This is a genomic window from Massilimicrobiota sp. An80 (assembly GCF_002159255.1).
GTDB lineage: Bacteria > Bacillota_I > Bacilli_A > Erysipelotrichales > Coprobacillaceae > Allocoprobacillus > Allocoprobacillus merdigallinarum.
The window spans coordinates 12,121-30,225 of the sequence record NZ_NFHI01000031.1 but is presented as its reverse complement, the minus strand read 5'-3'; the positions used below and the strand labels follow the sequence as shown (position 1 = coordinate 30,225).

Genomic DNA, 18,105 nt, shown 5'->3' with positions numbered 1-18,105 from the left:
GATGGTGTATCGGCAAGTCTTCTGGCATAGTTGATGCCTTCTCCATAGATTCTTCCTGTTTCAATATCCTTTTCAACATATCCTGATGATACAATATCCAAATCAGTTATCATTTTCGCATCATGTCCAATCTTGCATTCCTGATACTGGGCAATGATATGTGATTCTACCCATATTCTGACAAAGGCATGCTTGTCAATACCTTCATCAAGATGATCAGTCATCAGCTGAACAGGCTCGTTAATATTTTTTGAAATATTCAAAACTAACTTTCTAAGTTTGGCTGTAGTTAGTTCACTGACATCACCAAGACCAACAAAAAGAATATAAGGGAAATCATATTTTCCAAGTGTATAGACTTTTGTGGAATGATTGAAGTCTTTATTAATGATTGTGTTGATATCATATCCTAAGGTATCACATATATCATTCAAGACACTTTGATGGTGATAAATCGGATAAATCATTATTTTATTGTCTGGTTGTTTTAACTGTTTCATGAAACAATCCTCCTTATGATATATATTTTATCACTATTTCAAGTGAAATGATGATTTTTATGAAAAAGGCTTATGAGATAGAATGTTCTATCTCATAAGGCCTCTATTCAATAAGTAGAATTGTTGCTTGATATGGAGAAAGTTTTAATTGTTGGTTTTGAATATTGACTTGATCATTGGATAAAAGAACTTGAGCTTTTGAAGATAAAGGAAAATGAGTTTCTTTGTTTTGAAGGTTTTGAATACATAAGATTGTCTGTTGATCATCTTGACGCATATAGGCAATCACATATTCTTCACTTTCTAATGAAATGAAATCTCCATATACGAGTGTTTGATGATACAAAGGATTCTGTCTTAAAGCAATCATCTGTTTATAATAAGATAAAACAGAATCAGGATCATTCACCTGTTTAGCAACATTAATATCTTGATAATATTCATTATTCGTAAGCCAAGGTTGAACATCACTAAAACCTGCATATAACTGTGAATTCCAGCTCATAGGAGAACGGGTATTATCTCGACTACGACGATTGACAAAGTCTAAAGCTTCTTCTTCGCTATAACCTTCCTGTAAGGCTCTACGATATTGAGCATGTGAATTAAGATCATCAAAATCATGGATAGAAAGTCTATGATTGTTGATGGTTCCAATTTCTTCGCCTTGATAAATGAAAGGAGTCCCCTTTAAAAACATAAACATTTGACCTAAAGCTTTTGCGGCTTTTGGCGTACGTTCTTGAGGGTTACGAATAAGTCTGTTTAAACTTCTTTGCATATCATGATTTTCCAGGAAAGTTCCACACCATCCTGTTTTAAAGATTTCCTTTTGACTTAAAAAGAGCTTTTCTTTGTATTCCTGCATTGTCCAATTTTGAAGTGGGAACCATTCTTCATGTTCAGTAATATCAATATGTGAATAATTAAAATCAAACATCATTGAAAAGCATCCATCTTGACCAATAAAAATACTAAGCTGATCATAAGGAACACCCACAGCTTCCGCCACTGTCATACAATGATGAATATCAAATGTCTTTTCTCTCAACTCTTTGAAAAAGACTTCTATACCAGGCTGATTTCTTGTGAATTCAAAACATGATGAGAGTCCATCTGCGCCATCAACAGGACCGTTTTGCCAGGATTGATCTTTTTTTATAAAGTTAATAGCGTCTACTCTAAATCCTGCAATTCCTTTATCTAACCACCAGTTAATCATGCGATAGATGTCTTCTCTCATTTGTGGATTTTCCCAGTTTAAATCAGGTTGCTTTTTAGAAAAAGAATGAAAATAATACATATTATCTTCGTGAGGGACTTTTTCCCAAACAGAACCACTAAAAACAGAACGCCAGTTTGTAGGAGGCTGGTTATCTTGACCTTCTTTAAAAATATAATATTGTCGATAAGGGCTATCAGGATTTTTTAATGCTTCCTGAAACCAGGCATGTTCATCGGATGTATGATTAATAACAAGATCCATAATGATTTTGATATCTCTTTCTTTCGCTTTGACAATCAGTTCATCGACATCTTCCATACTTCCAAAATCAGGATGAATCTGATAATAATCAGCAATATCATAGCCATTATCATCCATAGGAGAACAATAAATAGGACAAATCCAAAGCATAGTGACACCTAAATCTTTTAAATAATCAAGTTTTTGAATGATTCCTTGAATATCACCAATTCCATCATGATTACTATCTTGAAAACTTTTAGGATAAATTTGATAAACAATTTCTTCTTTCCACCATTGTGGCATATTGATCACCTCTAAAATGATTATATCATGAAAAAATAATTGATGATAAGATTTTACAAATCTCAAATATCTTCATATAATAAATCAAAGGAGTTGATGAAATAATGAAGTATATTGATGGACATATGCATCTGGAAAATGGACCACTTACAAAAGAATATGTTTTACAATTTGTAGAAGCAGCACATCAAAAGGGATTAGATGAAATTCAAATTTTAGATCACACACATCGTTTTATTGAGTTTGAACCCATTTATGAGGGGTTAAAACAATATGATGTACAAAAGACATGGTTAGCAAATAAAGACATGAAATTTAAAGATCATTTAAGTGATTTCATTGATTTAATGAAAGATATCCAACAAATGGACTTGCCTGTTAAAGTGAAATATGGATTAGAAGTTTGTTATGTTCCAGAATATGAGAACTTTTTAAAAGAATTATTAGGACAATATTCTTTTGATTTTCTGGTAGGTGCTATTCATTCTATTGATGGTATCTTATATGATATGAGTTTTTCAAAAGATTTATTATGGAATCGCTATGATGCCAATGATATCTATAAACGTTATTACGAACTTGTCTTTCAATTAATAGAATCACAATTATTTACCCAACTGGCACATCCAGATACGATTAAACTTTTTCAGATCTATCCTACATATGATTTAAAGCCAACTTACCAAAAAATGGCAGAGCTTTTAAAAGCACATCATATGAAAGCTGAAAACAATGTGGGATGTTATTATCGTTATCATCATCCGGATATGGGATTATCTCAGGAACTTTTACAGATTTTTAAAGACAATCATGTGGATTTGATTTATGCTTCTGATGCTCATCAGCCACAGGATGTAGGCAATTATATTCGTGAAGCAACATTACAGATGAACTAGTGAAAAGCTAGTTCTTTTTTGTTATAAAGATGAATATAGTTTAAAGGATGGGTGATAAATAGATGAAATTGTATACAATTTATATAAAAATAATTACAAATTATGAAAAATTATAAAATCATTTGATAAATTTGTATAAATCATATATAATGACATCAATATTTTAAAAAGGAGGGTGTCGATATGACAACAAAAAGAGTTTATAACTTTTCAGCAGGTCCATCAACATTACCTGTATCTGTATTAGAAAAAATCGCTTCTCAAATGTTGAACTATAACGATAGTGGTATGAGCGTAATGGAAATGAGTCATCGATCATCATCCTATCTTGACATTTTTAATGAAACAAAAGCTATGTTAAAAAAGGTAATGAATATTCCTGATGATTATCAGATATTATTTATTCAAGGTGGGGCGACACAACAATTTTCAACGATTCCACTGAATTTGATGAAAAATGGAAAAGCTGATTATATCATTACAGGATCTTTTTCAAAGAAAGCTGCTCAGGAAGCAAAGAAATTTGGTGATGTGCATATTGTTTATGATGGCAGTGCACAGAACTTTAAACATATTCCAACTCAAGATGAATTAGATATAAGAGAAGATGCCTCTTATGTGCATTTATGTTCAAATAATACCATTTATGGTACGGAATGGAAGTATGTTCCAGATACACATGGAATACCTATTGTAGCGGATATGTCTTCTAATATTTTATCTCAGCCAATCAATGTGAATGATTATGGCATGATTTATGCTGGAGCACAGAAAAATATGGGGATTGCAGGACTGGGAGTTGTGATTGTCAGAGAAGATTTAATCAAAGACCATCAGGAAAAAATTCCAGTGCTGATGGAATATGATACAATCGCTCAAAATGATTCTATGTATAACACACCACCAACTTTTTCAATCTATGTATTAGGAGAAGTCTTAAAATGGATTGATTCTTTAGGTGGCTTAGAAGCTATGAAAAAAAGAAATGAAGAAAAAGCAAAGTTAATATATGATTATTTAGATCAGTCAGACTTTTATATTGCGCATAGTGATCCAGATAATCGTTCTTTAATGAATGTGACTTTTACTTGTCCTAATAAGGATTTAGATGCAAAGTTTGTGAAGGAATCAGTAGCGGCAGGGATGACGAATTTAAAAGGTCATCGTTCTGTAGGAGGTATTCGAGCTTCTATTTATAATGCAATGGAAAAAGAAGGCGTTGAAACATTAGTTGCCTTTATGAAAAAATTTGAAGAAGAAAATAGGTGATGAAAATGTATAAAATCAAATTAATGAATAAAATTTCTTCAGTAGGGACAGCGTTATTTAATCAGGATTATCTTGTTGGAGAAGATCAGAAGGATGAAGATGGAATTCTTGTCCGTTCTGCTACGTTACATGATTATGAGTTTCCGCAATCATTAAAAGCCATTGCACGAGCAGGGGCAGGTGTCAATAATATTCCTATTGAAAAATGCAGTGAACAGGGTGTTGTTGTTTTTAATACACCAGGCGCAAATGCGAATGCTGTTAAGGAACTGGTTTTATGTGCCTTGTTTCTATCTTCACGACAGATTGTTGAAGGTATTGACTGGGTCAAAACTTTAAAAGGACAGGAAGATGTTGGAAAACTGGTAGAAAAGGGGAAGAGTCAATTTGTTGGTCCTGAGATTGATGGTAAGAAATTAGGAATTATTGGTCTAGGGGCTATTGGTGTGAGTGTAGCGAATGCAGCGATTAAGTTAGGGATGGAAGTCTATGGATATGATCCATATATTTCAGTAGATGCAGCATGGGGTATGAGTAAATGGGTCAAAAATGCTCAAAATGTTGATACGATTTTCACTGAATGTGATTATATTACATTGCATGCGCCAAGCACGCCAGAAACAAAAGGAATGATCAATCAAGAAAGTATTCAAAAAATGAAAGATGGAGTTCGTATTCTGAACTTTGCTAGAGCAGATTTGGTGAACTCTCAGGATATTCTAGATGGAATTGCTCAGGGGAAAATCAAAAAATATATAACAGACTTTGCGACAGAAGATATCATTGATCAAAAAGATGTGATTGTGATGCCTCATTTAGGCGCGTCTACACCTGAATCAGAAGATAATTGTGCAATCATGGCTGTTAGAGAAATGATGGATTATTTAGAAAATGGAAATATTACAAATTCTGTGAATCTTCCTTCAGTGAAAGAACCACGCACAACACAATATCGTATTTGTTTAATTCATAAAAATGTTCCTAATATGTTAGCTCAATTTGCGACAATTCTTGCGAATAAACATATCAATATTGAAAATATGGTCAATAAAGCTAAGGGTGAGTATGCTTATACAATGATTGATACACAAGATATTGCAGGGTTAGAAGAATTAGAAACTTTAGAAAATGTTATTAGAGTAAGAGTGATTAAATAAGGCTAAATCAAATTTTGACTTAGCCTTTTATTTATAGAAGAGATTATTTTTTTCGCTAAAAGATTCATTTATGGTAAAATATTGTCAAAGGGGACTGATATTTATGAAGAAAATAATCATTTTGCTGGTAGCTTTCATGCTATCAGGGTGCTCTTCTCCAAAATCGACGGAAACAAAAGTGACACCAACACAAACAGAGCTGGAAATGACAGAGGTTTATACAATTGATAATCGGTTGGAATTTGAAATGATAAAAACGTCATTGACCGATGAGATTGCACCTGCTAATAAAAATAGAACATATCAATATTTAAAGCCAGCGGATAATCAACATATATTTATTGATATTATCGTGAGAACTCATAATTTATCAGAAAATGAGTATGAGTTATCAGATTTATATAGTGGAAACATTGAATTAAATAATGAAAAACATGATGTTCAGTTGGCTATAGAATCAATCCATTATACACAAATGAGTACCACAGATACTTTAAAACCACAAGAAGAACGCTATATACATCTTTATTGTGAAGTCGCCAAAAATAATACGAAACAACAGGCACAGCTAGCTCTTCAAGTTATGAACCAAAAAGATTATCAATATACTTTTTCTTTAGAAGAAGTACAGGAAGATAATCAAGTGAAGTCTATTGGTGATGTGATAAACTGTTCCAATTCACAAATCACCATATTAGATTGCCAGGAAAGTGAACGTATTGAGCCATCACAAAAAGGATTCTTTTATAGTTATCATCCTACCGATCGTGAAGACCAGATTTTTGTTGTGTTGTCATTAGAAATTCAAAATCAATCATCCCTGGATATAGATCCTGCAGAGTATATTTATTGTGAATATCAAATGAATGATGAAATCATTCATTCTCAAATTATTTTAGAGAGTGAGGATCATCAATCAATTTCAGAAAGTGGCAGTATATTAGCGGGACAAACAAGAACGCTTTATTTGGCTATGCCTATTTTAAAAACTCAGGCTGATACAGAGGGGACAATGACATTATTTGTAGAAGGAAATGTATTTGAAATTTATCAGTCCCAAAATTAAAGAAGCGTATAGACTTGAAAGTGGAGAATTTTCAAGTCTTTTCATGAACATCAATAATAGATTTTTAGTCAATTCTGGTTTGTCAAATAAGAGATGAACAGGGACGTGTTTTTATTTTTCCTTGACAAAAAGAAGAATATAGGTGTATTATAACAGTGTTATATAACGCTGTTATATATGGAGGTAGAAATGCAAGATACATCAAATTTGACACTGAATAAAATTCAACAGGCGGCTATTGATGAGTTTTTGGAAAAAGGATTTAGAGGAGCTTCTTTACGCCAAATTGTTAAACATGCCGGGGTGACAACAGGGGCATTTTACGGGTATTTTTCTAGTAAGGAGGCTTTGTTCGCTTCGATTGTCGAACCTCATGCACAGGCTTTGATGGCCCATTTCATGCAAGCACAACTCCAATTTGCTGATTTGCCAAAAGATGAACAACCTTCACATATGGGAATCGAATCGAGCGCATGTGTAGACTGGATGGTTGATTATATCTGTGATCATCGAGAACCGTTCAAACTTTTATTATTAAAGGCAGAAGGTACAAGTTATGAAAATTTTGTTCATAACATTGTTGAGGTTGAAGTGGAATATACGCTTAAATATATAGATGTTCTTAGAGAATTGGGACATAAGGTACCTAGACTTGACAGGACTTTATGTCATATTATTGCAAGTGGCATGTTTGGAGGAATCTTTGAAGTTGTTATTCATGATATTCCCAAAAATCAAGCTATGCGTGATGTAGGACAACTTCGAGCATTTTATACTGCTGGTTGGTTAGCATTAATGGAAGAAAAATAAATGAATGCAGCAACCTGCAATTTTTTACCTCTACAGTTAGCTTATGCTAACAACAGTGAGCGTTGATACAGGAGGGATAAGATGAAAGATAAGAAAAAGAGAACAATATCAATTTTATTAGCTTATGCTGGAAACTATAAAGCATTGACTTTTGTTGGTCTTGCTTTGTCAGCAATTTCGATGTTTTGTAGTATTGTGCCATATGTTTGTATTTGGCTTGTTGTGAGAGATTTGATTGTAGCAATGCCAAATTTCAGCAAAGTTCAAAATGTCCAAACCTATGGATGGATTGCCTTTGGCTTTGCTATGCTGGGGATTGTGCTTTATTTTATTGGTTTGTTATGTACCCATTTGGCAGCTTTTAGAACTGCGGAGAATATTCGAAAAATTGGGATGAATCATATCATGAAAGCACCTCTTGGTTATTTTGATAATAATGCTTCGGGACTTATTAGAGGAAGACTTGATAGTGCTGCTAATGATACGGAAACGCTTTTGGCACACAATTTGGCGGATATCATTGGAACAATCGTGTTATTTGCTGGTATGGTCATCTTAATGTTTGTATTTGATTGGCGTATGGGAGCGGCTTGTCTATTATCAGCGGTTATATCCATCGTTGCTATGTTTTCCATGATGGGAGGTAAAAATGCTAAACTGATGGAAGAATATCAGGCTGCACAGGATAGAATGACAAAAGCAGGAACAGAGTATGTCAGAGGTGTTCCGGTTGTTAAGATTTTTCAACAGACAGTTTATTCATTTAAGACTTTTAAAAAAGCAATTGAAGAATATAGCAATAAGGCTGAATATTATCAGGGAGAAGTTTGTCGTGTTCCCCAATCAATTAACCTGACATTTACTGAAGGCGCCTTTATCTTTTTAGTACCACTTGTCATTTTTCTAGTTCCAAGTACATTACATGATGGGAACTTCAGCAATCTTGTCATAAATTTCGTATTCTATGCTGTTTTTTCTGCTATCATTTCGACTGCATTGGCAAAGATTATGTTTGCATCATCGGGCATTATGCTGGCAAGTACAGCACTAAGCCGTATTGATTTAGTAATGAAAGCACCGACACTTGAAAAGTGTATTCATCCAAAAATGCCAGAAGATAATAGCGTGATTTTCAAAGATGTCAGCTTTACCTATGAAGGCTCAAGGACACCTGCATTATCACATATATCCTTTAGAGTTGAACCAGGTCAAACTATTGCACTTGTTGGCCCCTCAGGAGGTGGTAAAACAACGGCTGCCAGTTTGATTCCACGATTCTGGGATGTAAGCGAGGGTGTAGTTGAGGTAGGTCATGTTAATGTTAAAGAAATTGACCAGCATGTTCTCATGGATCAGGTTGCTTTTGTTTTCCAAAATACAAAGCTTTTTAAAACATCAATTTTGGAAAATGTTAAAATTGCTAATCCTAACGCCTCAGATGATGATGTTATGCATGCATTAAAGGCTGCAAGATGTAAGGATATTATTGATAAACTACCGAACGGTGTCCATACGATCATTGGAAGTGAAGGTACTTATCTCTCTGGAGGGGAACAGCAACGTATCGCTTTAGCTCGTGCCATTTTAAAGAATGCCCCAATCGTGGTATTGGATGAGGCTACTGCATTTGCTGATCCTGAGAATGAAGTTTTAATTCAAAAAGCTCTTAGTGTTTTATGCAAAGATCGAACAGTTATCATGATTGCTCATCGTTTATCAACTATTGTCAATGCGGATAAAATTATTGTTTTAGAAGAGGGACATATAATTGAAGAAGGTACTCATAAAGAATTATTAGATAAAAATGGTCTATATCATAAGATGTGGACTGATTATAATCAAGCAGTGAAATGGAAAATCACAAGTTGAAAGGAGGCAGCGTAGATGTTTGGAAAAAAATTTAAGCGAAAATATGCCTTAACAGAGAAAGGCGTTCAGAATGTCAAAAAGGGAACATTTTGGACAGTTATAGTAAATATTGTTGTTATGGGTGGTGTCAGTGTATTGTATTTACTGATGAAAGATTTGATGGCACTTTTTATTGGTAATCAAACAGAAATGAATACAATAACAATTTTAATTTTATTAGTTGTATTTGTATTCTTATCATTTGCAACGCATCTTCAACAGTATACATCCACTTATGGACTTGTTTATGGGGAAGTAAAAGCTACTAGAATTGCATTGGCTGAAAAACTTCGTCAATTACCTTTAGGATATTTTAATAAAAAGGATATTGCTGATTTAACAGAAACAATCATGGGAGATGTCAATCGTATGGAACATGTCTGGTCACATGTTTTAGGTTATTTGTATGGATCTTATATTTCAACTGGTATTATTGCTGTTTTCCTATTTATTTATGATTGGCGTTTAGCGATAGCCTGTCTTTGGGGTGTACCTGTCGCATTTGGACTTTTGTTTGGTTCACGCAAATGGACTTCAAAAGCCTCTGAAAAACTTAAACAAGCTGCAATTAAGGTATCTGATGGAATCCAGGAAACATTAGAAAATGTTAGAGAAATTAGAGCTACAAATCAAGAAAAGACTTATCTTCGAGGTCTATATCAAAAAATTGATGAGCATGAAAAGGTAATGGTAAAAGGAGAACTTGTGGCGGGTATATTTGTGAATGCTGCAAGTGTTATCATGCGTTTAGGTGTAGCAACGACAATTTTGGTTGGAGCACATTTGATTGTTCAAGGGCAAGTTGACTTCATGATACTGTTTATGTTTTTGTTGGTTATTACAAGAATTTATGCACCATTTGACCAAAGTTTAGCATTAATTGCAGAGATGTTTGTATCACAGGTATCAGCCAATCGTATGATGGAAATTTATGATACACCTGTTGCATCAGGAAAAGAAACCTTTGAACCAAAAGGACATAACATTGAGTTTCATCATGTTTCCTTTGCCTATGATCTACAAGATGTTTTAAAAGATGTCAGTTTTACAGCAAAGGAAGGTGAAGTGACGGCTTTAGTTGGACCGTCTGGTTCTGGTAAAAGTACCTGTGCTAAACTAGCTGCACGTCTATTTGATGTTCAAAAGGGGAAGATAACAGTTGGTGGTGTTGACATAAATGAAGTTGATCCTGAAGTTTTGTTGAGTGACTATTCCATGGTATTTCAAGACGTTGTTTTATTTGATGACAGCATTAAAGAAAATATTCGTCTGGGAAAAAGAAACGCAACGGACGAAGAAGTATATCAAGCTGCAAAAGCGGCAAATTGTGATGAATTTGTTCAAAAACTACCAAATGGTTATGACACCCTTATTGGTGAAAATGGTGCAAAACTATCTGGAGGAGAAAGACAAAGAATTTCAATTGCAAGAGCACTTTTAAAAGATGCACCTATCATTTTATTAGATGAGGCAACTGCTAGTCTTGATGTTGAAAACGAAACAAAGATTCAAGAAGCTTTGTCAAAACTGTTAGCTAATAAAACTGTGCTGGTTATTGCACATCGTATGCGAACTGTTCAATCTGCTGATAAAATCATTGTTTTAGAAGATGGAAAAGTGAAAGAAGAAGGAAGTCCAGAACAATTATATAAGCAAAATGGACTCTATCGTCATATGCTTGATTTACAAAACGAGAGTGCTCAATGGCAAATTGATTAATAAAAAAGTCCTTATATAGTTGATTTGACTATGTGAGGGCTTTTTGACTAGTGATTGTTTTTTAAATATTTTATTCTATTCAATATCATATCATCTCTTATCAATGCATCATTTTGTTTTTGATAATCAAATAATATGTGACTGCATAAATCTTGATCAGATATATTTGGGCACTGTTTTTTGTATGATAAAATCATATCATCAAAATAATCAATTTGTTCTGAAACGATTTCGTTATTGATTTTCAATCTTAATGGTGTATTTTCTTGAATCAATTTTTCAGCAAATTTGATATATTGACTTGGGTCTATGATTTCAGCTTTTTTCATCAAGGTTACAAAATCATCAGGTACAGTTAAAAACATCGTTGCATATTTGTTGTTATGAAGTTTGGCAGATTGACATAAATATATCTGTTTATCATAAAGTTTTAATTGACATAAGATATAGCATATAATATAAAATCCTATTTTTTCATGGGCATAAGATGAAGTCCATATTCTGATTTGCTGATGGTTTTTGAGTTGTGATAATATGTCTTTATAATTTTGAATCATCCTATGAAAATCATAATTGACTTTTAACTTTTGTAATGAAGTTATACGTTCTTCTAGATTTTTAACATTCAAAGAACCAATGGATAAATCATCATATAAATATATAATCCGATGAAAAGAATCAATAACATTTTCAGCTTGAAGAATTTTCAAAATATGATATGTATTGATATCAAAACATAATTCTAACATAATCATCTTACAATTGTGACATGTTCAGTATTGGTAATATGTCCACCATTAAGGACACGACCACTAACTAAAGACACTGTATAATCTAATGTACATTTGATTTTATGCCCTTTTGTAAATTTGTTTGTTCTCATAAAATTTTCCTCCTAAATATGGTGTAAAAGCTTTTACAATATTATCATATATTATGAGTTAGCCATGGTCAACTCTATTTTTTCTTGCTTTATAATCTTCTAAATACTTATAAAATAGAATATTTGGGTTTATAAAAGATGAGGGTGTGTGATTTAGAATACTAAATAGTTGAACATTATATTAATAAATGATATGAAATACTGATGTAATATATTACATTTTAATGTCGAAATAAGAATAACAAAATGATCATATAAGAGTATTTTATCACAAAATGCATGTTTAATGAGGTTTTCAATGAATATAATGATAATTGAAATCAAGTTAACTAAAAAAATTATTATACATGAATACATGAAAATAGCTACTTTTTTGCTTTTGAATATTGACAATGATAGGAAATAAGAGTATTCTAATGATGTGGTTAGTAAAGTCTAACTTATATTTTTAACAAAGAGTTAGCATACACTAATATAAAGAAGGGATGATTATGATGCCATTAACATTAGCTGGTGTTGGAGAAGTGAATACAATTCGCAGAATAGGTGGCAATGAAGAAACAAGGCGTTTTTTGGAAAATCTTGGTTTCGTTGCTGGAAGTGAAATTACTGTTTTATCTGCCATTGAAGGTAATGTCATTGTCAATATTAAAGATTCTAGAATTGCCATTAACAAAGATATGGCACGTCATATCATGGTATAGCTTTTAGGGTGTTTGAAAAGGGAGGAGAGATGATGATGAATTTAAGTGAAGCGAAAGTTGGAAGTACAGTCACTGTTACAAAAATAGAAGGGGACAGTGCTTATAAACGACGCATCATGGATATGGGAATCACTAAAGGAACGAGTCTATATATTAGAAAAGTTGCACCATTAGGTGATCCTGTAGAAATTACAGTCAGAGGATATGAATTATCTGTAAGAAAAATGGATGCGCAGTGTGTCCAAGTGAAATAGAGGGGGGTATTGGATTATGAATATGAAAATTGCTCTTGCTGGTAACCCTAACTGTGGAAAGACAACAATGTTCAATGCTCTTACTGGAGCGAACCAATATGTTGGAAACTGGCCTGGTGTTACAGTAGAGAAAAAAGAAGGAAAATTAAAAGGGAAGAGAAAAGATGAAGATATCATTATTACCGACTTACCTGGTATTTATTCTCTTTCACCATATACATTAGAAGAAGTGGTCAGCCGTGATTATATTTTAAATGAAAATCCAGATGTTATTATTAATTTGGTTGATGCTACAAATATTGAAAGAAACTTATATTTAACAACACAATTGATTGAAACTGGGGTACCGGTTGTGATTGCTTTAAATATGGCAGATTTATTGAAAAAAAGAAATATCAAGATTGATACAAAACGTCTTTCAATGTTATTAAACTGTCCAATTATTGAAACATCTGCTTTAAAACAGACAGGGTTAAATGATTTAATGGATGAAGCAATTAAAGTTGCGCGTAAAAAAGAAGTGGCTTTACCAAAAGATATCTTCTCTTCTGAATTGGAAAAAGCTATTGCAGAAGTTGAAAAATTGCTTCCTGTTTCTATAAGTGAAGGTAAAAAGAGATGGTATGCTGTTAAATTGCTGGAAAATGATAGTAAAGTTGTTGAAAGTATTGGAAATCAAATTCAGAATAAAACTCTTATTGATCAACAACGTGAAGCATTGGAAAAGAAACATGATGATGATATGGAAAGTATTGTCACTGATGAACGTTATCAATTTATTCAAAAAATGATTTCTACAACTGTAAAAAAAGGTGGAGAAAAATTAACAGTATCAGATAAAATTGATAAAATTGTAACAAATCGTATTTTAGGTATTCCTATCTTTATTGCAGTGATGTTTATTGTTTATTATGTATCTGTCACAACAGTAGGAACTTGGGTGACAGATTGGACAAATGATGTCTTTGTTGTAGCGATTCAGGATGCTGTTGGATCTTTCTTGACAAGTATTGGATCAGGAGAAGTTGTTCAGGGACTTGTTGTCGATGGAATTATTGGTGGTTTAGGAGCAGTACTTGGTTTCGTACCACAGATGGCTATTTTATTCTTATTCCTATCCATTTTAGAAGATTGTGGATACATGGTTCGTATTGCATTTGTGATGGATCGTGTGTTTAGACATTTTGGATTATCTGGAAAGAGCTTTATTCCATTATTAATTTCTTCAGGATGTGGTATTCCAGGAATCATGGCTTCAAAGACGATTGAACAGGATAATGATCGTCGTTTAACAATCATGACAGCCACTTTCATTCCATGTGGTGCGAAGCTTCCTGTTATTGCACTGATGGGTGGTGTGATTGCAGGAGAAGCAGCTGGATATACAGAAAGTTCATTTGTTGCGCCAATGATGTACTTTATGGGAATTGTTGCCGTATTGGTTGCTGCTATTATTTTGAAGAAAACAAAACCATTCTCTGGAAAACCTGCACCATTTGTTATGGAATTACCACAATATCATATTCCATCTGCCAAAACAGTTTTATTACATGTATGGGAAAGATTAAAAGGATTTATTATTAAAGCTGGAACAATCTTGTTCTTAGCTTGTGTTGTGATGTGGTTTTTAGGTGCATATGGATTTGTAGATGGACAATTTGGACTAGTAGAGAGTGGCGATAGTTTATTAGCAATGATTGGTGGATTGATTGCTCCAATCTTTGCACCACTTGGATTTGGAAACTGGCAGTCAGTGGCTGCTTCGCTTTCAGGATTTACAGCGAAAGAAGCGATTGTTTCAACAATGGGATTATTGGCGAATGTTGCTGGAGATGTCGAAGATGCAGTCAATGTTGCTCAAGGTGTCCAAGCATGGTTCCCTACAACTTTATCTGCTTTATCATTCTTGATTTTCAACTTATTAGATTCACCATGTCTTGCGGCTATTGCAACTATGGCTCAACAGATGCAATCTCGTAAATGGTTCTGGTTTGCCATCATTTTCCAAAATGTCTTTGCTTATGTTGTATGTTTATGTATTTATCAGATTGGAACATTCCTGATGGGTGGAGCCTTTGGAATCTGGACTGCTATTGCATTTGTCTTAGCAGCTGTGATATTATTCTTATTGTTTAGACCTGATCCATATAAAAATCAAAAAGTTTATTCAAGAAGATCAGTTCAAGTGAATTCATAATCAAATAACTGGATACCTTGGTGTCCAGTTTTGACATATCAAAGGAGTTGAAAAAAATGGCAGATATAATTGTGCTTATATTGATAATAGGATATTGTGGATTTGTCATTTTTCAGCGACATCGTCAAAAGAAAAAAGATTCAAAAAATGGTTGTACAGGTGTTTGTGCTGGATGTAGTGGCTGCGGAGATTTGAGTCATTTAAAAGAAACATATTTTGCTGATAAAATGAAAAAAGAAAGGAAATTATAGATGGGTAATTCAACAGGTTCAATGTTTTATATGTTCATCATTGTGATTGGTGTTTATATTATAGGAATGTTAGCCTTTCTAGGATTTCAACGAATAAAGAAGTGGTTTCATAAGCGTCGTGATTTAAAGTTCCAGGAAAGAAGGGATCGTCATGGTTGATGCCATTATTATCATTATTGTGATTGTCTTATTAGGATTTGCATTAAAAGGAAGTATAAAACATTTTAAAGGTGAAGGAGCATGTTGTGGTGGAAATCATGAAAGTTTAGATATGCAAGAAAAGAAATTGACTTCACCTGTTATTGGGAAGAAATTATTAAAAATTGAAGGAATGCATTGTGATCACTGTGCCAAACAGGTCATGGATGCTATAAATAAGATTGATGGAGTTAGTGCAAAGGTTGATCTTCAATCACAGACAGCGACGATTTTCTATGATCGAGAAATCAATGATAATGAGTTATATCAGGCTGTAAAAAGTGCTGGTTATCATATTCAATCAATAAGTTGTTCATAGAAAAGTGTCGAAGATGATCGTAATCAAGAGATGTTATAGATGATATGTTTTATAACATCTTTTTTAATATGTTTTGATAGCTGAATCAACAAGGAAAACAATGAATTTATTGATAAAAAAATCATATAAACTATTGACAAATTTATTATATATAGTATACTGAATATAGAGTTAGTTAAAGCTAACTATTAATAATATCTAAAAGTTAGCAAATCCTAACCGATATATCTAAGCGTGTAAAGATATATAAAGAATAAAAGAGGATATGAATGATAGAAATAGTTGCCCTCATACTCCTATTCATCGTCATTTTAGATTAAAAAGCCAGATTAGATCTAGACATACTTGTAACTATGATATATTCTATCCTTTAACAGACACATTTTGTGTATGATGAAAAGTAATCTTCGGATTACTTTTTTTCTTTGGTATATAAAGTTGCGTTTGAAAGTTGAATGTGATAATCTAAATGTTAAGGTGATGAATATGAAGAAAATGGAATTGCGTCATACAAAAATATTGGAGTTATTAACTGAAAAGAATAAAGTGGATGTTACAGAATTATCTCAAAATCTTGGTGTGTCACAAGTGACAATACGTAAAGATTTGGATATGTTAGAGAAAAAAGGATTGATTGTTAGAGAACATGGCTTTGCGACGCTGAATGGACAGGATGATATGAATAATAGATTAGCCTATCATTATGATATTAAACAACAATTAGCCAAATCAGCTTGTCAGATGATTGAAGATGGTGAAACAATTATGATTGAATCTGGTTCCTGTTGTGCCTTACTGGCTCAAGAAATTGCTTCAACAAAAAAAGATGTTACAATTATTACGAATTCTTCTTTTATTGCTGATTACATTCGTCAATATTCTCAAGTCAAACTGATTTTACTTGGCGGAGAATATCAAAAAGAAGCACAGGTTGTTGTAGGTCCAATGACAAGACGTTGCGTTGAAGCGTTCTTTGTTGATAAGTTTTTTATTGGTACAGATGGTTTTTCAAAAAATACGGGATTTACTGGAAATGATTATATGCGTAGTGAAACAGTGCGAGATATGGCTCGTCAGGCTGCTCATGTGATTGTTGTGACAGAGTCTTCTAAGTTTCAACAAGTAGGTTTAGTCAATTTATTGCCCACACAAGATGTCTATTGTGTTGTTACAGATGGAATGATTCCTCAAGAAAGTGAAGAATATTTACAAAGTCAAAATGTAATTGTCAAAAAGGTATAATAAAAGGAGCAATGCTCCTAAATAAAACAATCTAAACCTTCATCAATAAAAATTTGCTGATAATCTTTTAAGTCCTCATTATGGAGGGCTTTTTGATTTTTATAGGTATATTCTTTATTCAACATGTCATATTTTTTTTCACCAAATTGATGGAAAGGCAAGAGTTGCACACGTTTTAATCCAATCTTATGTAACATTCCAGCAAGTCCTCTTGCATCTTCTAAAGAATAATTGAAATCAGGAATGACAGGGATACGTGGTAATATGTCTATACCCTGTTGAAAAGCCCAGGTTAAGTTTTTTATAATCAGTTCGTTATGAACGCCAGTTTTTAAGAAATGTTGTTGACTGTCGTGGTGTTTGACATCAAATAATAAAAGGTCAAACTGTGGGGCTAAATGTTGAAATGTTTCTTCTGGAACATATCCTGTTGTTTCAATTGCAGTATGGATATGTTCTTTTTTTAATGCCTGAATGAGTGCTTCAACGAATTGGGGTTGTCCCATACCTTCACCACCAGAAATCGTCACACCACCTTGAGATTCTTCATAAAAAGGAAGATCCTGTTTGCAGATACGAACAATTTCATCAATGTCCTGATACTCTCCTTCACATGATAAAGAATGTGAAGGACATTGTTGAACACATTGTAAACAACCAATACATTGATCAAAATGAACATGGATATATCCATCCTGAAATGAGATTGCTTGTTGAGGACAAGTTTTTACACAATGGCAACAATGTAAACATGTGTCGTGATGACATAGAATCTGTATATTTTCATTTTGTGATTCCGGATTAGAACACCACTCACATCTTAATGGACAACCTTTTAAAAAGACTGTTGTACGGATACCAGGGCCATCATGAATACTAAATTTTTGAATATTAAAAATGATACCTTTTGTCATAGTCATTCTCCTTTTGACTATATGTTATCACAAATGTTTTAAATAGT

General features: G+C 33.1%; 18 protein-coding genes and 1 pseudogene. 14 read left to right on the top strand and 5 right to left on the bottom strand.

The genetic code is table 11. The annotated features are described in order from the left end of the window. A pseudogene (locus tag B5G32_RS09245) lies at positions 1-500 on the bottom strand (leucyl aminopeptidase family protein); the annotation flags it as partial. A gap of 103 nt (positions 501-603) precedes the next feature. Beyond that, positions 604-2,271: a glycoside hydrolase family 13 protein gene (locus B5G32_RS09240; protein ID WP_087936473.1), complete on the bottom strand. Its 1,668-nt coding sequence runs from the start codon at positions 2,269-2,271 to the stop codon at positions 604-606. A gap of 104 nt (positions 2,272-2,375) precedes the next feature. On the opposite strand from B5G32_RS09240, the gene B5G32_RS09235 reads away from it, so the two are divergent. The 7 genes from B5G32_RS09235 (at position 2,376) to B5G32_RS09205 (ending at position 11,096) form a co-directional block, all read left to right on the top strand. Beyond that, on the top strand, positions 2,376-3,167 hold the full coding sequence (locus B5G32_RS09235; protein WP_087936472.1) for a PHP domain-containing protein: 792 nt from the start codon (positions 2,376-2,378) through the stop codon (positions 3,165-3,167). A 183-nt stretch (positions 3,168-3,350) separates the two neighbouring features. Then, a complete protein-coding gene (gene serC, locus B5G32_RS09230; RefSeq protein WP_087244883.1) occupies positions 3,351-4,436 on the top strand; it encodes a 3-phosphoserine/phosphohydroxythreonine transaminase in 1,086 nt (361 codons plus the stop codon). A 5-nt stretch (positions 4,437-4,441) separates the two neighbouring features. Continuing rightward, positions 4,442-5,593: a phosphoglycerate dehydrogenase gene (locus tag B5G32_RS09225; RefSeq protein WP_087305111.1), complete on the top strand. Its 1,152-nt coding sequence runs from the start codon at positions 4,442-4,444 to the stop codon at positions 5,591-5,593. A gap of 103 nt (positions 5,594-5,696) precedes the next feature. Beyond that, positions 5,697-6,659, top strand: a complete 963-nt coding sequence (locus B5G32_RS09220) for a putative periplasmic lipoprotein (RefSeq protein ID WP_087936471.1) — start codon at positions 5,697-5,699, stop codon at positions 6,657-6,659. A 189-nt stretch (positions 6,660-6,848) separates the two neighbouring features. Further along, entirely contained in the window at positions 6,849-7,469 is a 621-nt protein-coding gene (locus B5G32_RS09215; RefSeq protein WP_087244880.1) for a TetR/AcrR family transcriptional regulator, read from the top strand. A gap of 81 nt (positions 7,470-7,550) precedes the next feature. Then, positions 7,551-9,338 (top strand): ABC transporter ATP-binding protein, encoded by a 1,788-nt coding sequence (locus tag B5G32_RS09210; RefSeq protein WP_087936470.1) that lies wholly within the window; start codon positions 7,551-7,553, stop codon positions 9,336-9,338. 15 nt (positions 9,339-9,353) lie between these two features. Then, entirely contained in the window at positions 9,354-11,096 is a 1,743-nt protein-coding gene (locus B5G32_RS09205) for an ABC transporter ATP-binding protein (RefSeq protein ID WP_087936469.1), read from the top strand. Between the two features lie 47 nt (positions 11,097-11,143). Here B5G32_RS09205 and B5G32_RS09200 read toward each other — a convergent pair whose 3' ends face one another. Together B5G32_RS09200 and B5G32_RS14280 are read right to left on the bottom strand one after the other, a co-directional pair. Next, a complete protein-coding gene (locus tag B5G32_RS09200; protein WP_158094003.1) occupies positions 11,144-11,845 on the bottom strand; it encodes a DUF1835 domain-containing protein in 702 nt (233 codons plus the stop codon). A gap of 2 nt (positions 11,846-11,847) precedes the next feature. Beyond that, positions 11,848-11,979, bottom strand: a complete 132-nt coding sequence (locus tag B5G32_RS14280; RefSeq protein ID WP_255374760.1) for a hypothetical protein — start codon at positions 11,977-11,979, stop codon at positions 11,848-11,850. Positions 11,980-12,470: 491 nt separating this feature from the next. Between B5G32_RS14280 and B5G32_RS09195 the strand changes: the two genes are divergently transcribed. From B5G32_RS09195 to B5G32_RS09170, 7 genes are all read left to right on the top strand, one after another. Then, complete coding sequence (locus tag B5G32_RS09195) at positions 12,471-12,683, top strand: FeoA family protein (RefSeq protein WP_204209694.1); 213 nt, start codon at positions 12,471-12,473, stop codon at positions 12,681-12,683. A 35-nt stretch (positions 12,684-12,718) separates the two neighbouring features. Further along, a complete protein-coding gene (locus tag B5G32_RS09190; RefSeq protein ID WP_087244908.1) occupies positions 12,719-12,937 on the top strand; it encodes a FeoA family protein in 219 nt (72 codons plus the stop codon). Between the two features lie 16 nt (positions 12,938-12,953). After that, on the top strand, positions 12,954-15,134 hold the full coding sequence (gene feoB, locus B5G32_RS09185; protein ID WP_087936467.1) for a ferrous iron transport protein B: 2,181 nt from the start codon (positions 12,954-12,956) through the stop codon (positions 15,132-15,134). 56 nt (positions 15,135-15,190) lie between these two features. Beyond that, the gene (locus B5G32_RS09180) at positions 15,191-15,385 is read left to right on the top strand and encodes a FeoB-associated Cys-rich membrane protein (protein ID WP_087936466.1); all 195 of its coding nucleotides are present in this window, start codon (positions 15,191-15,193) and stop codon (positions 15,383-15,385) included. Continuing rightward, complete coding sequence (locus tag B5G32_RS13970; protein WP_164483499.1) at positions 15,386-15,544, top strand: hypothetical protein; 159 nt, start codon at positions 15,386-15,388, stop codon at positions 15,542-15,544. Further along, positions 15,537-15,902 (top strand): heavy-metal-associated domain-containing protein, encoded by a 366-nt coding sequence (locus tag B5G32_RS09175; protein ID WP_087305099.1) that lies wholly within the window; start codon positions 15,537-15,539, stop codon positions 15,900-15,902. Before B5G32_RS13970 ends, B5G32_RS09175 begins: the two co-directional genes overlap by 8 nt. Before the next feature lie 495 nt (positions 15,903-16,397). After that, complete coding sequence (locus tag B5G32_RS09170; protein WP_087244907.1) at positions 16,398-17,144, top strand: DeoR/GlpR family DNA-binding transcription regulator; 747 nt, start codon at positions 16,398-16,400, stop codon at positions 17,142-17,144. A gap of 17 nt (positions 17,145-17,161) precedes the next feature. On the opposite strand, the gene B5G32_RS09165 is transcribed toward B5G32_RS09170, so the two are convergent. Further along, positions 17,162-18,058 (bottom strand): glycyl-radical enzyme activating protein, encoded by an 897-nt coding sequence (locus B5G32_RS09165; RefSeq protein WP_087244873.1) that lies wholly within the window; start codon positions 18,056-18,058, stop codon positions 17,162-17,164. Between the last annotated feature and the right edge of the window lie 47 nt (positions 18,059-18,105).

Coding starts and splice junctions, on each gene's coding strand:
- B5G32_RS09240 (WP_087936473.1), bottom strand. CDS start 2,271: ATGCCACAATGGTGGAAAGAAGAAATTGTTTATCAAATTTATCCTAAA.
- B5G32_RS09235 (WP_087936472.1), top strand. CDS start 2,376: ATGAAGTATATTGATGGACATATGCATCTGGAAAATGGACCACTTACA.
- serC (WP_087244883.1), top strand. CDS start 3,351: ATGACAACAAAAAGAGTTTATAACTTTTCAGCAGGTCCATCAACATTA.
- B5G32_RS09225 (WP_087305111.1), top strand. CDS start 4,442: ATGTATAAAATCAAATTAATGAATAAAATTTCTTCAGTAGGGACAGCG.
- B5G32_RS09220 (WP_087936471.1), top strand. CDS start 5,697: ATGAAGAAAATAATCATTTTGCTGGTAGCTTTCATGCTATCAGGGTGC.
- B5G32_RS09215 (WP_087244880.1), top strand. CDS start 6,849: ATGCAAGATACATCAAATTTGACACTGAATAAAATTCAACAGGCGGCT.
- B5G32_RS09210 (WP_087936470.1), top strand. CDS start 7,551: ATGAAAGATAAGAAAAAGAGAACAATATCAATTTTATTAGCTTATGCT.
- B5G32_RS09205 (WP_087936469.1), top strand. CDS start 9,354: ATGTTTGGAAAAAAATTTAAGCGAAAATATGCCTTAACAGAGAAAGGC.
- B5G32_RS09200 (WP_158094003.1), bottom strand. CDS start 11,845: ATGTTAGAATTATGTTTTGATATCAATACATATCATATTTTGAAAATT.
- B5G32_RS14280 (WP_255374760.1), bottom strand. CDS start 11,979: ATGAGAACAAACAAATTTACAAAAGGGCATAAAATCAAATGTACATTA.
- B5G32_RS09195 (WP_204209694.1), top strand. CDS start 12,471: ATGATGCCATTAACATTAGCTGGTGTTGGAGAAGTGAATACAATTCGC.
- B5G32_RS09190 (WP_087244908.1), top strand. CDS start 12,719: ATGAATTTAAGTGAAGCGAAAGTTGGAAGTACAGTCACTGTTACAAAA.
- feoB (WP_087936467.1), top strand. CDS start 12,954: ATGAATATGAAAATTGCTCTTGCTGGTAACCCTAACTGTGGAAAGACA.
- B5G32_RS09180 (WP_087936466.1), top strand. CDS start 15,191: ATGGCAGATATAATTGTGCTTATATTGATAATAGGATATTGTGGATTT.
- B5G32_RS13970 (WP_164483499.1), top strand. CDS start 15,386: ATGGGTAATTCAACAGGTTCAATGTTTTATATGTTCATCATTGTGATT.
- B5G32_RS09175 (WP_087305099.1), top strand. CDS start 15,537: ATGGTTGATGCCATTATTATCATTATTGTGATTGTCTTATTAGGATTT.
- B5G32_RS09170 (WP_087244907.1), top strand. CDS start 16,398: ATGGAATTGCGTCATACAAAAATATTGGAGTTATTAACTGAAAAGAAT.
- B5G32_RS09165 (WP_087244873.1), bottom strand. CDS start 18,058: ATGACAAAAGGTATCATTTTTAATATTCAAAAATTTAGTATTCATGAT.